Origin of the sequence: Aquimarina sp. MMG015 (genome assembly GCF_018100855.1) — a bacterium.
Taxonomy (GTDB): domain Bacteria; phylum Bacteroidota; class Bacteroidia; order Flavobacteriales; family Flavobacteriaceae; genus Aquimarina; species Aquimarina latercula.
On record NZ_JAGJEB010000002.1, the window covers coordinates 381,260 to 394,551 of the forward strand.

Below are 13,292 nucleotides of genomic sequence, written 5' to 3' on the forward strand. Positions count from 1 at the left end.
TTCAAAACTTCAAAAATCATTATACAAAACGAGTTGATGTTCTATGGATTTATAATTCCGCAGAAAAATACACATATCATTTACACGATTTTTTAAACTGAGATGGTGTCATTCCTTCTTGTTTTTTAAAAGCGGTATAAAAAGTAGAGTTCGATTTAAAACCGCATTCATTACCAATTGCTTCTAAAGTAAGTAGTGTATTTGTTTGAATTAGTTCTGTGGCAGTTTTTATGCGATAGTTGTTTATATAATTAGAAAAACTTAAGCCAAGATTATCATTAAGGTACTGAGATAGTTCGTGCGGTTTTATATCTAGCTTACTAGCAACATCAGATAACTTTAGATTAGGGTCACGATGTATTTCATCTTTTTCAAACAAGATATTTAATCTATCGGCAATAGAAGATGCCTTTTCCTGGTCTATCTTTTTATTAGCATATTTTACTATAGGTGTAAGAAACGTAAGTGTACTATTTCTTCGTTTTATAATCCAAATAACCAAAGTAATGTAAAAGGTAAATGAAAATGACAGTGCTCCAACAATATAAGAAGTATATGTTGTGGTATTATATGCTAACCAAATAATAAAACCACCTGTAACGATATTAATGATCCAAAAATCTAGCGTAGTAATCTTCTCTGTTTTACTCCAAAGTTTCCTAAACCTATTCCTAGATTGATATATAGCTGCGATTGTATAGGTTGTCCATTGGATAAATAAAAGGGAACCAAATATTCTTGGTGGACTAAGCCACCACAAGTGTTTGTATTCTCTATAGGGATATTCAATACTAATGATAATCATAAATATAAGTATCGGAACAATATGAAATAACCAATTCCATTTATGAACTTTGTGAGGGTTTATAGCAATTTTGGTATATAGATATAAAAATGGGCCAATTAAAAAACAGGCTGTTAAACCTATACTAACGAATACAGAAGATGTACCTGGATAAAACGTTAAGAAAACTGATTTAGTAACACGAACACTTATTACAAATAAAAGAGCTGCTAAAAAAAGAGTGGCTCTGCTCCTATTCTTAACTAGAAACCCAAAATAAAGACTAAGAAAGAGTCCGTTAAAGGCTCCTAAAGCACTAAAAAAAAACAATAAATTTTTACTGAATTCCAAATGATGACTGTTAGTATAACAAATATAAGAAATGTTATTTCAGATTATTAACAATCTTACTTACTCAAAAATTTCACAAAGTATAAAAAGAAAAGATGCTTCAGTATTAATTACCGAAGCATCTTTTGTAAATTATTAGTTTGATAGTTTGTTATGAATTATCTAACAATTAATTTTTGAGTAATCTCTTCGCTACCCTTTGATTTAATTTTTACAATATAAACTCCAGAACTAAGCGACAAACTACGCGCAGAGAAATTATTGATTCCTGGGGTTAATAAAGCTTCATACTTTTTCTGCCCCAATGTATTATATATATGCACAATAGCATCTTCGGTACTTTGAGAACTTAACTGAAGAGAGAACTGATCAGATGTTGGATTCGGAGACATTTTTATTGCTTCGATACCTTCTTTATCAGTTCCCATAATTGGTCTTTTATCATCTAAATTAGCAATTACCTCTGTTGCAGATAAACCGTTACAAGACCCTTCATATATTTTTACGTTAGAGAAGATAGAATTATTTCCTGATCCTGCATCATTATCATTGATAAACACCAATCTATCCATAGCTCCGGTATAAAAATTCCCAACAGGAATTACATAAGTAGTTGTACCAGAAGAATAATTATCAAAATTCGTTACTCCATAGTTTTGAGTACCGTGTACCTTAAAATAACGTGAGGATGTTAGTGAATTATTATCTTCAAAACCTACTGCATGAATCTCTCCTTGCGATGTGCTGCTAAAATCAAATTCGATTACTGTATTTGCAGTAACGGTATAATTAAGACCAATATATTTCCAAGTATTGTTAGTTAATGATAAAGCTCCTCCTCCATTCTGTATAGCGAAATTTCCTGCACTATCTTGGTTAGAAAAAGAGGTGATTGCAAAGTCATTAAAGTCAATACTATCACAGGTTGGATTTGGATTTCCTGTACCATTTTGGATACTTACAGCATCAATAGCAATATCACTTTGCCATCCACTAGCGCCAGTTCCTGTCAATACATTAAAACGTAATTGTACACTTGGATTACCTGCATAACTCGTTAGATCTATACTTGTTTCGTTCCATATATTACCTTGATCTCCTGATCTACTAAATATTGGTAACCAATTTCCAGTATTGTTTGTTCTTGCTTCTACTGTTAAGCTATTAATTTGACTACCAAACATATGATATTCAAAATTAAGGGTTGGAGAATCTACATTAGTAAAGTTCAAACAAGGTGAATTTAGTATTGCTCTTTTATTAGGAAAACCTGTACCATTACCAGAGGCTTCTACGTAGATATAAGTACTTCCATCAGTAGCACTACTTGGCCCCGTTTGATTTGAAGGAGTTCCTCCTGAATTTCTCGTAAAGTTGATATCATCTCCAGAAGTAGCATTACTCCACTCGCCAAAATTACTTTCAAAACTTTCGTTGAACGGAAAAGAAGTTACATCACCAGAACAGGTATCATTAGGCGGAGGTGGTGGCGTACCATCAATTGCTCCATCAATATCAAATCTAGAAAAGAAATCCCAAATTTCTTGAGATGTATTTACGTTTCCACCGTTCCAGCTATGTCCTTTTCCTTGGACTCTAATAAATTCTGCCGTTACCCCATTATCACCGTTATCCCAGATAGAACGAGTAGATCCTCCTCCTAATTGAATCACATCTGGTGTACTATCTCCATTATTAACTGCAGACCAATATTCCATAACATCCTGTATTGGTTCATTCGTTCCGTTACCATTTATAGAAATTACATTATCATTCGTTCCCGTAATTTGTAATACTGCAGTTGGATGTTGTGGTTGACATTGATTATTGGTAATCCAGCTTCTAGTCATACTTCCTGCAACCGAAGCAACAGCTGCGATCCTAGGACTTAATTCGCAAGCAAGTCTGTAACTAAAAAATCCTCCATTGGAGAATCCTGTAGCATAAATTCGCTTTTCGTTGATATTATAATCTTGCTGAATTACATCAATCAAGGCATCTGAGAATCCTAAATCATCCTCATTACCACCAAAGTTATTATTAATAGCCCATCCAGAGAAAAAGCCTCCTAAACCTTGAGGAGTGACAAAAATGAATTGATTATCCTCGGCTAATTGTCTAAAATCACTTTGATTGTACTGAGTATCAATGTTATTAGTAAAACCATGGAAATTTAAAATTAAAGGAGCAGGTTGATTGGCATCATAGCTCGCAGGAATATACAAACGATATTGTCTGGTTCTACCGTCATTTTGTAATGTAGCATTAATGACTTGCTGTGCTTGTAGTGCAATAGTAGTCATAATTGTTATGACTAATAGCCATAACGTTCTTTTTGTAAAGCTTAGTTGAGTTTTCATTGTAAGGTTTTAATTAATTGATTTGTGTTAAATAGTTAAAAAGTATTATGCGTGAATAATAAATTGGTTTGATGCCGCAAATATATTCATTAAATTGAATAAATATCAAAATAATTCTTAAAAAAATACAATATTCATAATTATGTTATATAAAAAATAACAGAAGTATAATTCCTACAGTTATTTTAACGATTGTCGTTTAATGGTATTTTTCGATTTTATCGAAAAAAGAATAAAAATGAAAGGAAATAATTCTTAGTATTAATCAAAGGAATTTGAAATATATAAACCTAATTATTCATAAAATTTACTAATAACTTATATTCGCGGCATGTGGATGTATTTAGGTTTATTAGCGGCACTATTTTTAGGTTTACACAACTTATGTAAAAAACACGCAGTACAAGGAAATGAGGTTTTTCCTGTGCTTCTTGGTACCATTGGATCTGGTTTTTTAGTGTTATTACCTTTTTTTATTGGTTCACAGTTTTATCCAAATTTCACGAAACAGATAGGCTTTTATATTAATAGCATTCCTTGGCAAATCCATGGTTTTATTTTTATAAAATCCATGATTATGGCTTCTTCCTGGATTCTGGCATATCAAGCTTTAAAACACCTACCTATCACCATCGTTACTCCAATACGTTCTGCTGGACCTTTTTTTACTTTCATAGGAGCCATTCTAATTTATCAAGAGCGCCCAAATTTCTTGCAATGGATTGGTTTCTTTCTAATTATATTTTCAGTAATCTTATATTCTAAAATAGGTAAAAAGGAAGGGATTAATTTTAAACGAAATAAATGGATTTTTGCCATTATCGGTGCTACATTTCTAGGAGCTTCTAGTGGTTTGTATGATAAATTTTTAATTCAGGATTTAATACTAACACCTCAAACTTTACAGTTTTGGTTTTGTTTTTATACTGTTATAATTTTATTGGTAATTTTATCCTTTACTTGGTTTAATAATTCAGAAAAACGAAAGAAATTCACTTTTCGATGGACTATTGTAGCTGTTGGAATATTGCTACAAGCAGCAGATTATTTTTATTTTAAAGCATTACAAGATCCAGAGGCGTTGATCATGTTATTATCCGCTATAAAAAGAAGCCAAATACTAATCGCTGTTGTTATTGGCGGTATTGTCTTTAAAGAAAAAAATAAGAGAAAAAAACTAATCCCTTTATTCGGTATTATGATTGGTGTATTTTTAATTTTGTATTCATAAAATTAGACCTACCTTTAGTCATCAACCAATACCAATTCAATGTACCAAAAGCTTTTATTGCTGTTATTATGCGTTATATGTTATTCTTGTAATAAAACTTCACTTACTAATGAACGTTTTTTTATTCCGAAAGGAGTTGAAAATACGGGTGTCGTAAATAAATATTATAGAAATTTATATTTAAAAGATCAACAAAACGTAAGAACATATATTGACTACTCTGTAACCAAAAAAATTAACGATAGTACCTATAGCCGAGAAATATACGGTCCTTCTTTTAAAATGCAATCTTCTAACCAATTTAATATTCAAGGAAATCACATGATAGAAGTTAGTGCAGAACGTATTTATGGTAAAGATACACTTACAGCTGTATATCCGGAACAAAACAAGAATTTCTACCTCACTTTTGATAAAGACACTGTCCACTATAGGTCAAAACTTGTGAATGAAAAGTCCCGATATGTTGATATGAGCAAAACCATCACTATGGTCAAAGATACTATGATAGCTTCAAAACCTGCTAAAATTATTGCATTGAATATTATAGATACTACCGTATATGGAGAAAACCAAAAAAGCGTTACAAATTTTCACTCTCGTAATATTTACGTTCAGGATTTAGGCCTGTATTCCTCCACATTAACAACGGATGTTTTTAAGATGGAAAGAGTTTTGGTAGAGCAATTATTACCTTCAGAATTTAACGTTCTTTCTAAACACAACATAAAGCGTGTTGGTTATATTGATTTTAATAAAACCATAGATAAAGATAAAGAGTTAGAACTATGTACTGATCAAGAATTCATAGCAGATTATTATAATGGAGGAAATGATAGAGCTGGATTTATTGGTGGAAAAGGAAGTTTAAAAAGATTGATCTTTAGTAAACTAGATATTAACAAGCTAAGGGACCAATCTGGCTACTTGACTTTTAGGTTTGTTATTAATTGTAAAGGAGAAGCTGGTAAATTTACTACAGATCAATCTGCTGATTTCGAATACAATAAAAAACAGTTTCCCGAAGAAACTAGTATGCACCTATATAATATCCTTTCTGAAGTAAAAGAATGGAAACCATGTATTATTAGAAACAAAAAAAGAGATTCTTACTTTTATATAACCTTTATTTTAAACAATGGAAAGATTCAAGATATTTTACCTTAGTGGATTTTGTCTAGCACTATTTATTAGTTCTTGTAGTCAACCACCTAAATTATATAAAAAAGAGTTTTCTGAGACGGTTTCTCAGAAATACGCAAAACAATTTATAGAAGGCTTAAAAGGAGGATATTATCAAGGCACGCCAGAAGAACATTTTCATATCCAAGAAGCTATTATTTTAGACACCACCTTCTCTGATCCTCATAGAGAAATGGGTGCTCCAAGAGTAAAACGTGGTATTAATACTGAGACTATGAAGAAGTATAAAAAAGCCGTAGAGCTGGATCCAGAATCTTGGCAAGGATATAGGGGATATTTATACTTATACTTTTATAGAGATTATGATAATGCAATTAAGGACTTTGATGAACTAGACGCATTAACTCCCAACTTTGTAGATTATCCGCAGTCCGAAAATATTGATTTTATGAGAGGTGTCGCTTATTTGATGAAAAAGGAGTACCCTAAAGCTCAAGAGTATTTTAAAAAATTCTTTGATCATGAATCAAAATCTGGAGATATAAATTATATAGAGAGCAGAGCATTTATGTATTATGGAATTACATATTTTGAAACAGGAGAACTAGAAAAAGCTTTAGAGAAATTTGAGCTAGGTATCCAATATAATAAAAATGCAGATCTAATGTATTGGAAAGCAAAGACTCTTAAAGCTTTAGGAAAAAACTCATTAGAAATAAAAAAAACACTGAATAAGTCAAGGGAACTTTTAGCTCAAGGTTATAATAGCAGAAGGCCATATGTAGAAGAGTTTTATCAAACATATAAAGAAGATATAGAGGAGCTACTAACTAATATCTAGTCCAAAAAAACAATAGTACGATAATACTTTCGAATAATTACCAAATCCCTTATCTAAAAACTGTATAATTTAATTGGTAACCAATCCATTATCTTTTTCCAAAGTAGATACATCTCCTCTGTACCGGATAGATGTGCGGTGGCTACTATTAATATTTATATTGGAAGTCCAGTTTGGATATAATGTTACCATAACTCTATAAGATTCCCTGTTATTCTTAACAGTAAATTTAATTATATGTCTTTGCCGTTTTTCATCTTTTGTAACCTCATATCTATCAGGAACTCCATTAAACACAATACCACCTTCATTACGTGTATACTGACCAGGTAATTGACGCTCTCCATAAAATGGTAAGTCCATAGAAATACTATCTCCATGAAATTTTATATGATTGGGGTTGCCAATTAAACTAATCCCATTAACTGTACTTCCTGGAGGTAACAATCCACTATTAGCTATAACATTCATACTAGATGTAGCTAAAGGATACATCCAGTCCGACTGAATATTAAATGACTTTTTAGCAATCAGTGCTTCTAAAACTTTACTCTGAGCAGTCGACTCTACAGTTTTTTTTGAACTACTACACCCTATCAAAAAACCTCCTAACATTAACAAAAAAACTACAGCCCTCATAATATACTTATTTGTTTTACAATAAATTAACATCAAAATCTATACCGTAATTTACGAATTTTAAACTACAATTCAACAATAGAATATCCACTAATCCTTTATCCTTTCTTCTATTTTACTTAGAATTGTTTTTGAACTTTTCATGTATTGATCTAGAATAGGTTTTAAATTTCCATACACTAGTACATTATGAATAGCCAATCTGGCTTTGTAAGTATCACTTATATAATAATTATACATTTCGATATTTTCTAATTTACCTTGTAACAGATCACCAATCCAAGGGTGATTATATTTTAAAAAATCCATATTGTCAGTTACATCACTACCTATTCGTATATGTGTTTCCCTTAATAAAGTATCAAAACCATTGTGATTAGCAACTATCATAGTTACGAGACTATCAGTTTCGGATGTGCTTTCGAACTTTTTAAGTAATCTGATACCTTTTTGTTGTAGTTCGAATGGACTGTAATTCAAAACTAACCCCATAGCAGACGGATTCTTTTTATACATTTCGATAGTTACCGTATCGCTTAGAAATTGATCAAAAGTTTGTTTCCTAGCTTCTAATAAATCCAGAACACGACCTACCGTTAATGTGTCTATTTTTAAATCTTCTTGATAGGCTATTAAAATATTATTTAGATTGTTTTTGGTTTTTCTAATTTCATTAGCATTGTTGATACTCACTGCGATTAGTATACCAATTACTACTAAAATAATCTCCCCTACAGCGTATACTAAATATTTTCGTATCCCTTTACCTGTCTTTAGATTTTTACGTTGTGCGTTAAACAATTTCATACAAACCAATATACAATAAATTCTACCTTATTAGAAAACAGAAAAAATGCTCCTAAATAAAGGTTAAATAGCGGTATTAAATGTGAGACTACATCACTAAATAAATTACTTTTGCCGGATGCTTTTTAAAAAATATGCGCAATTAGAATTTATTGTCTTAATGGCATCGCTCATGTCTATTGTTGCTTTAGCAATAGATGCGCTATTACCAGCATTAGATATTATAGGTATTAATATTGGTACTACAGAACTATCAGACAATCAACTATTAATTACTATGATATTTTTAGGCCTCGGTATAGGGCCTCTTATTTTTGGGCCAATATCAGACAGCTTAGGAAGAAAACCAATAGTTTATATCGGCTTATTACTATTTGTAATAGCGAGTTTTATGTGTATCAACGCAACTAATTTAGCTGTTATGATAGCGGGTAGGATTTTACAAGGTATAGGACTCTCCGCACCAAGAACAATAGCTATTGCTATGATTAGAGACACTTACAGTGGAGATTATATGGCACGTATTATGTCTTTTATAACAGTAGTTTTTCTCTTAGTACCTATTATTGCACCTGCACTTGGCAAATTTGTACTAGATCATTATAATTGGCAAGCTATTTTTTACATACAACTTATATTTAGTGGTTTTGTATCTATCTGGTTTTGGAAAAGACAAAAAGAAACTTTGGAAGTTTCGAATCGTATAAAATTTACTCCTTCTATATTTAAAGATGGTTTAAGAGAATTAATAAAATACAAGACTACGATCGGATACACTTTAATTTCGGGATTTATTGTCGGTTCTTTTTTGGTATATTTAAGTAGCTCACAACAAATTTTCGAACAACAATATCGACTCAAAGATGAATTTCCATATATATTTGCGTTACTAGCAATCTCAATTGGTACGGCCACTTTTTTAAACGGAACTTTAGTACTAAAGTATGGAATGGAAAAGTTAGTTACTGTTTCACTCTACTCCTTCTTTGGTATTTCTTTACTATATCTTAGTTTGTTTTATGGGAATTCTAATCCCAGCGTACTAGTACTATTAATTTTCTTTGGCTTGCAATTTTTCTCGATTGGATTTTTGTTTGGTAATTTAAGAGCATTAGCAATGGAACCTGTTGGTCATATTGCAGGAATAGCCGCTGCTATTACCGGTTTTTTAAGCACAATAATGGCGGTTCCTATTAGTACTTATATAGGAAAATTTGTAGAGGACACTGCTTTGCCTCTTTTCTTAGGTTTTTCGGTTTGCGCTGCGATTTCTATAGGGATTTTGACATATCTGAAAACTACAAGTAAAAAAAATAAATAATTTTTTAATCAATAGCGTTCATATCATCCATATTCTTTTTTCTAGGTACAGCTAGTTCTCCATCACCAGTGATAGCGAATTTATCTCTTTTGGATCCATACCCAAAATTAGAAGATCGACGATACTTATTTTGAAAATCAGCAAACTTTCTCTTTGACCAGGATTTCTTTTTATTATGATTTTCCATATTCAAAACTTTTATAATTTGTAACCTGATGAATTAAATCCTTTCTAAGTTATATTAATTTTCAGAATTTAGCAGAAATGTTAACATCAAATTATAATTATTTTACTGATTATCATATACTTTACATTGTTTGATATGTTAAAGCTATTGGAATGATTATTGATTATGTATATATTTAAAAATTAACTTCTGATATGAAAACCTACCTAAACTCAATTCTTTTTTTGATTTTTTTAATTCCTTTTGGATATGGTCAATTTACACCACCAGCTGATAAGATGATTAGTGGATCCAATGGCTATATTGGTCATGAAGAAGCATTAATCAATGATTTTATTAAACTTGATTTTGATAAAAAAAATGCTAAAATATCCTTTGATTTTATTTCTGAGGATACCAATGGAACTATTGGAGGTTTAGATTTTAAAATTTCGTTTAATCCCGAAGACCCTGAGAATGCTTATTTTAAAGGAACAGCTCTAGTAAATACCTTAGAAACAGGTAACTTCCTAAGAGATGGTCATTTAATGTGGGAAAAATTCTTCTACAAAAAGAAATACCCTAAAATTAGCTTTGAAAGCTCTGAAGTAGTTCATTTTGGTGACAATAACTATAAAGTGATAGGAAACCTTACTATTAAAGGTATCACAAAAGAAGTTATTATCAATTTCACCTTAGATATTACCAAAAATTTACTTGGTAAAACTACAATTTATACCAGTGATTATGGAGTAAATATTCATGATGAAAGAGAAAAAAACAAATTAGATGTTGTATTTGATTTCCCTATTTTGAAATAAACTATTTGGTATTTATTTATATGTGAATATTATAAGCTTTAGCAAGTTTTTCTGAAGATTTCAAGAATTCATTATTGACAATATTCATTTCTTTTAGACGAGTGATTTTTATTTTCTCATCTTTTTTTGCGTTCCTTTTACTTAATAACGTATTTATCATTTTTGACTGATTTAGTTTTTGTTTTCCCTGTTGCGAAAATACAAATGATAATACTACTACATAAGGGTATAAATACTGTTTTTAATAGGGTATTTTGCCCCTTATTAACCTTCTAAGGTAAATCAATGGTAAATGAAGAAAAAGAACCGTGACTAGAGAAAGAAAGCGGTATATCTGTAGATCTATCATCTATTTTTATACATGGTATTCCATGAATATCCTTAAGAATAGAAATAGAAGACTTTTTTACTCCCATTATATCAGCTACATAATTCTGTAATACTTTTTTATAAAACAGTGTATTATCATTAAATACTTTAGAAATAAAGTTACTATGATCTGTGAAAGAAATAGTATAAGCGTACTTGTTATTCTGTTTAGAAACTGTTTTGTAAATATGATTATCGATTGTAACCTGCTCATCAGAACAAACAAAATCCCAAGGATTATATTTTCTAGGTATAGAAAAACGGCGTTGATGAGCTTTATAAGTAGCTTCCTTCATACTCCATAATTTCCAGACTAATCCATCAGGGTCTTCAGAATCCCAAATCATGACTTGTTCTGATTCTGTAAAAATCTTTTGCAGCCACCCTTTTCTTCTCCAATTACTTTGGATTCGTGCAAGTTTAAGATCTACAATATCGTCACCTATCATTTTGCAGCTAATTTATCCTCAATTACTTCTATAGATGCCTTTACGGTTAACATTTTATCCATACCGTCATTATCTATTTCGATACCAAACTCATCTTCTACATCAAGTATTATATCTACTAAATTTGCAGAATTAATCTCGAGATCATCAATAAAATTAGTAGCTTCAGAAAGTTGTTGTAATCCTTCCTGATTTTGAACATATGGTTTTATAATAGTTTTTAGTTTAGATAATAATTCTTCTTTTGTCATGAACTTTTTTTGATTACGAATATTTTTTAAAGATAATACAAGCATTTACATCTCCAAATCCGAAACTAGCTTTTACCGCAATATTAATAGGTTTTAATACTGTTTTAGTAGGAACTTTTTCTCTATCAATCAAAGCTTCGATTTCTGGATGTAAATCTTCACAGTTTTTGTTCCCAAAAACAAAACCTTCTTTTAACTGCAGCACTGTAGCTACACTTTCTATACTCCCGGATGCAGCTAGACAATGACCGACCAAACCTTTTAATGAGTTTATATATGGAAAATCTTTTCCTTTTCTATCCAATGCTTCACACCAATTCTCAATTTCTGCAACATCCTTTGTGGTTGCTGTTAAATGTCCATTAATAGCATCTATATCGTTATTTTGAATCCCCGAGTTTATAACCGCTTGACGAATACATTGTTTAACTGCAATGCTATTAGGGGCAGTCATACTTCCGCCATTTCTTTGACCACCACTATTAACGTGTCCACCTAATATTTCTGCATAAATTGTTGCCCCTCTCTTTTTGGCACTTTCTAAGCTTTCTAACACCATAGCTCCTGCTCCACTTCCTGGTACAAAACCACTTGCCGTAGCACTCATCGGTCTTGAAGCCTCTGTAGGATTATCATTAAATTTATGAGGAAGAATTCTCATAGCATCAAAGCCGCCCCAAATATAAGGCCCACTATCACTGGTACTACCTGCTAAAATAATCTCTGCTTTTCCCTCTGTGATTCTATCATAAGCCATAAGAATAGCTTCTGTTCCCGTACTACAAGCTGAAGAATTCGTTGTTGTAATATTACCACAACCAATAATTCCTCCTAAAAAAGCACTAATACCACTAGCCATTGTTTGTATAACAGAAGTACTTCCTAATCTTCTTACATTTCCTTCGTCGACTTTATAGATAGCTTCTCTAAATTTATCAACTCCAAGTATACCTGTTCCAAAAATTACTCCAGAATTCCATAAGGGCTTTTCTTTTTTATCCGTGATTTCTAAACCTGCATTTTTCCAAGCATCTAAACCCGAAATCACACCATATTCTAATCCTGAGGCATTTAATCCTTTTAGTTGGACACTATTAAAGTATTTGTTTAAGTAATCTTTTTTATAATTCGGTTTTCCAGCTATTTGACATGAAAATTTAAGTGATTTCAACTCTTCAATATAATTAATTCCTGAGATACCGCTTTTAATTGACTCATTAAATATTGAAACGTTAATTCCATTTGATGAGACAACACCCAAACCAGTAACTACTACCCTTCTGTTTTTCATAAAATTCTAAAGAATTAATACTAACGAACACTAAATAACCATACCTGCAATTTGCCCTTTAGCAACTAGCTTCTCTTCTTCATTATACATTTCGACTTGACATTTTAATTTATTAAATCTAAAATATTCCTTTTTTGAAATAACAACTACCCTCTCTCCTGGTAGAACAGATTTGTAAAAATCAATACTCGTGCTACTCATAGCTACTTTAACCGGATTGTTATTTATTTGTTCACTAAGGATAAACATTCCTAAACATACTAAACCAATTTGAGCCATAATTTCTGTAAGAATAACTCCTGGTGTTATTGGATTTTCTTTAAAATGACCTTTATAAAAATATTCATCTTGCTTTAAGGTATAATTACCTACTATTTGATACTCATCTACCTCTAAAATTTCATCAACAAATAAAAAAGGGTCCTGATATGGTAGCTTTTCAATAATCTGTTCTCCTGTCAAAATTAC

15 protein-coding genes are annotated in these 13,292 nt (G+C 31.1%); 5 read left to right on the forward strand and 10 right to left on the reverse strand.

Features of this window, described 5'->3' with window-relative positions; genetic code table 11:
* Nucleotides 1–76 precede the first annotated feature (76 nt).
* Together J8L88_RS04970 and J8L88_RS04975 are read right to left on the reverse strand one after the other, a co-directional pair.
* Nucleotides 77–1,135: an AraC family transcriptional regulator gene (locus J8L88_RS04970; protein ID WP_120650570.1), complete on the reverse strand. Its 1,059-nt coding sequence runs from the start codon at nt 1,133–1,135 to the stop codon at nt 77–79.
* A gap of 158 nt (nt 1,136–1,293) precedes the next feature.
* Nucleotides 1,294–3,495 carry a T9SS type A sorting domain-containing protein gene (locus tag J8L88_RS04975; RefSeq protein ID WP_211060133.1) on the reverse strand — a complete coding sequence of 734 codons (2,202 nt, stop codon included), beginning with the start codon at nt 3,493–3,495 and terminating at the stop codon, nt 1,294–1,296.
* Between the two features lie 331 nt (nt 3,496–3,826).
* On the opposite strand from J8L88_RS04975, the gene J8L88_RS04980 reads away from it, so the two are divergent.
* Genes J8L88_RS04980 through J8L88_RS04990 form a run of 3 tightly spaced genes read left to right on the forward strand, consistent with a single transcriptional unit; the run spans nt 3,827 to nt 6,710 of the window.
* Nucleotides 3,827–4,726 carry an EamA family transporter gene (locus J8L88_RS04980; protein WP_118386254.1) on the forward strand — a complete coding sequence of 300 codons (900 nt, stop codon included), beginning with the start codon at nt 3,827–3,829 and terminating at the stop codon, nt 4,724–4,726.
* A 39-nt stretch (nt 4,727–4,765) separates the two neighbouring features.
* A complete protein-coding gene (locus J8L88_RS04985; protein WP_211060134.1) occupies nt 4,766–5,893 on the forward strand; it encodes a hypothetical protein in 1,128 nt (375 codons plus the stop codon).
* Nucleotides 5,865–6,710: a tetratricopeptide repeat protein gene (locus J8L88_RS04990; protein WP_051335927.1), complete on the forward strand. Its 846-nt coding sequence runs from the start codon at nt 5,865–5,867 to the stop codon at nt 6,708–6,710. Before J8L88_RS04985 ends, J8L88_RS04990 begins: the two co-directional genes overlap by 29 nt.
* Nucleotides 6,711–6,779: 69 nt before the next feature.
* On the opposite strand, the gene J8L88_RS04995 is transcribed toward J8L88_RS04990, so the two are convergent.
* Together J8L88_RS04995 and J8L88_RS05000 are read right to left on the reverse strand one after the other, a co-directional pair.
* Nucleotides 6,780–7,349 (reverse strand): DUF4251 domain-containing protein, encoded by a 570-nt coding sequence (locus J8L88_RS04995; RefSeq protein ID WP_211060135.1) that lies wholly within the window; start codon nt 7,347–7,349, stop codon nt 6,780–6,782.
* Between the two features lie 90 nt (nt 7,350–7,439).
* Nucleotides 7,440–8,156, reverse strand: coding sequence for a DUF6090 family protein (locus J8L88_RS05000; RefSeq protein WP_211060332.1), 717 nt, complete (start codon nt 8,154–8,156; stop codon nt 7,440–7,442).
* A gap of 118 nt (nt 8,157–8,274) precedes the next feature.
* On the opposite strand from J8L88_RS05000, the gene J8L88_RS05005 reads away from it, so the two are divergent.
* Nucleotides 8,275–9,477, forward strand: coding sequence for a multidrug effflux MFS transporter (locus tag J8L88_RS05005; protein ID WP_211060136.1), 1,203 nt, complete (start codon nt 8,275–8,277; stop codon nt 9,475–9,477).
* 4 nt (nt 9,478–9,481) lie between these two features.
* Here J8L88_RS05005 and J8L88_RS05010 read toward each other — a convergent pair whose 3' ends face one another.
* On the reverse strand, nt 9,482–9,664 hold the full coding sequence (locus J8L88_RS05010; protein ID WP_027391415.1) for a hypothetical protein: 183 nt from the start codon (nt 9,662–9,664) through the stop codon (nt 9,482–9,484).
* Between the two features lie 194 nt (nt 9,665–9,858).
* On the opposite strand from J8L88_RS05010, the gene J8L88_RS05015 reads away from it, so the two are divergent.
* Nucleotides 9,859–10,464 (forward strand): YceI family protein, encoded by a 606-nt coding sequence (locus J8L88_RS05015; RefSeq protein ID WP_211060137.1) that lies wholly within the window; start codon nt 9,859–9,861, stop codon nt 10,462–10,464.
* Between the two features lie 16 nt (nt 10,465–10,480).
* On the opposite strand, the gene J8L88_RS05020 is transcribed toward J8L88_RS05015, so the two are convergent.
* The 5 genes from J8L88_RS05020 to J8L88_RS05040 form a co-directional block, all read right to left on the reverse strand.
* Complete coding sequence (locus J8L88_RS05020; protein ID WP_211060138.1) at nt 10,481–10,624, reverse strand: hypothetical protein; 144 nt, start codon at nt 10,622–10,624, stop codon at nt 10,481–10,483.
* A 112-nt stretch (nt 10,625–10,736) separates the two neighbouring features.
* On the reverse strand, nt 10,737–11,282 hold the full coding sequence (locus J8L88_RS05025) for a 4'-phosphopantetheinyl transferase superfamily protein (protein WP_211060139.1): 546 nt from the start codon (nt 11,280–11,282) through the stop codon (nt 10,737–10,739).
* Nucleotides 11,279–11,533 (reverse strand): acyl carrier protein, encoded by a 255-nt coding sequence (locus tag J8L88_RS05030; RefSeq protein WP_027391413.1) that lies wholly within the window; start codon nt 11,531–11,533, stop codon nt 11,279–11,281. Before J8L88_RS05030 ends, J8L88_RS05025 begins: the two co-directional genes overlap by 4 nt.
* 13 nt (nt 11,534–11,546) lie before the next feature.
* Nucleotides 11,547–12,824, reverse strand: coding sequence for a beta-ketoacyl synthase (locus J8L88_RS05035; RefSeq protein WP_211060140.1), 1,278 nt, complete (start codon nt 12,822–12,824; stop codon nt 11,547–11,549).
* A gap of 30 nt (nt 12,825–12,854) precedes the next feature.
* Nucleotides 12,855–13,286, reverse strand: coding sequence for a 3-hydroxyacyl-ACP dehydratase FabZ family protein (locus J8L88_RS05040; RefSeq protein WP_211060141.1), 432 nt, complete (start codon nt 13,284–13,286; stop codon nt 12,855–12,857).
* Nucleotides 13,287–13,292 lie beyond the last annotated feature (6 nt).

Bases quoted from the DNA above. Each gene is read 5' to 3' on its own strand.
- J8L88_RS04975 (WP_211060133.1), bottom strand. From the start codon at position 3,495: ATGAAAACTCAACTAAGCTTTACAAAAAGAACGTTATGGCTATTAGTC.
- J8L88_RS04980 (WP_118386254.1), top strand. From the start codon at position 3,827: ATGTGGATGTATTTAGGTTTATTAGCGGCACTATTTTTAGGTTTACAC.
- J8L88_RS04985 (WP_211060134.1), top strand. From the start codon at position 4,766: ATGTACCAAAAGCTTTTATTGCTGTTATTATGCGTTATATGTTATTCT.
- J8L88_RS04990 (WP_051335927.1), top strand. From the start codon at position 5,865: ATGGAAAGATTCAAGATATTTTACCTTAGTGGATTTTGTCTAGCACTA.
- J8L88_RS04995 (WP_211060135.1), bottom strand. From the start codon at position 7,349: ATGAGGGCTGTAGTTTTTTTGTTAATGTTAGGAGGTTTTTTGATAGGG.
- J8L88_RS05000 (WP_211060332.1), bottom strand. From the start codon at position 8,156: ATGAAATTGTTTAACGCACAACGTAAAAATCTAAAGACAGGTAAAGGG.
- J8L88_RS05005 (WP_211060136.1), top strand. From the start codon at position 8,275: ATGCTTTTTAAAAAATATGCGCAATTAGAATTTATTGTCTTAATGGCA.
- J8L88_RS05010 (WP_027391415.1), bottom strand. From the start codon at position 9,664: ATGGAAAATCATAATAAAAAGAAATCCTGGTCAAAGAGAAAGTTTGCT.
- J8L88_RS05015 (WP_211060137.1), top strand. From the start codon at position 9,859: ATGAAAACCTACCTAAACTCAATTCTTTTTTTGATTTTTTTAATTCCT.
- J8L88_RS05020 (WP_211060138.1), bottom strand. From the start codon at position 10,624: ATGATAAATACGTTATTAAGTAAAAGGAACGCAAAAAAAGATGAGAAA.
- J8L88_RS05025 (WP_211060139.1), bottom strand. From the start codon at position 11,282: ATGATAGGTGACGATATTGTAGATCTTAAACTTGCACGAATCCAAAGT.
- J8L88_RS05030 (WP_027391413.1), bottom strand. From the start codon at position 11,533: ATGACAAAAGAAGAATTATTATCTAAACTAAAAACTATTATAAAACCA.
- J8L88_RS05035 (WP_211060140.1), bottom strand. From the start codon at position 12,824: ATGAAAAACAGAAGGGTAGTAGTTACTGGTTTGGGTGTTGTCTCATCA.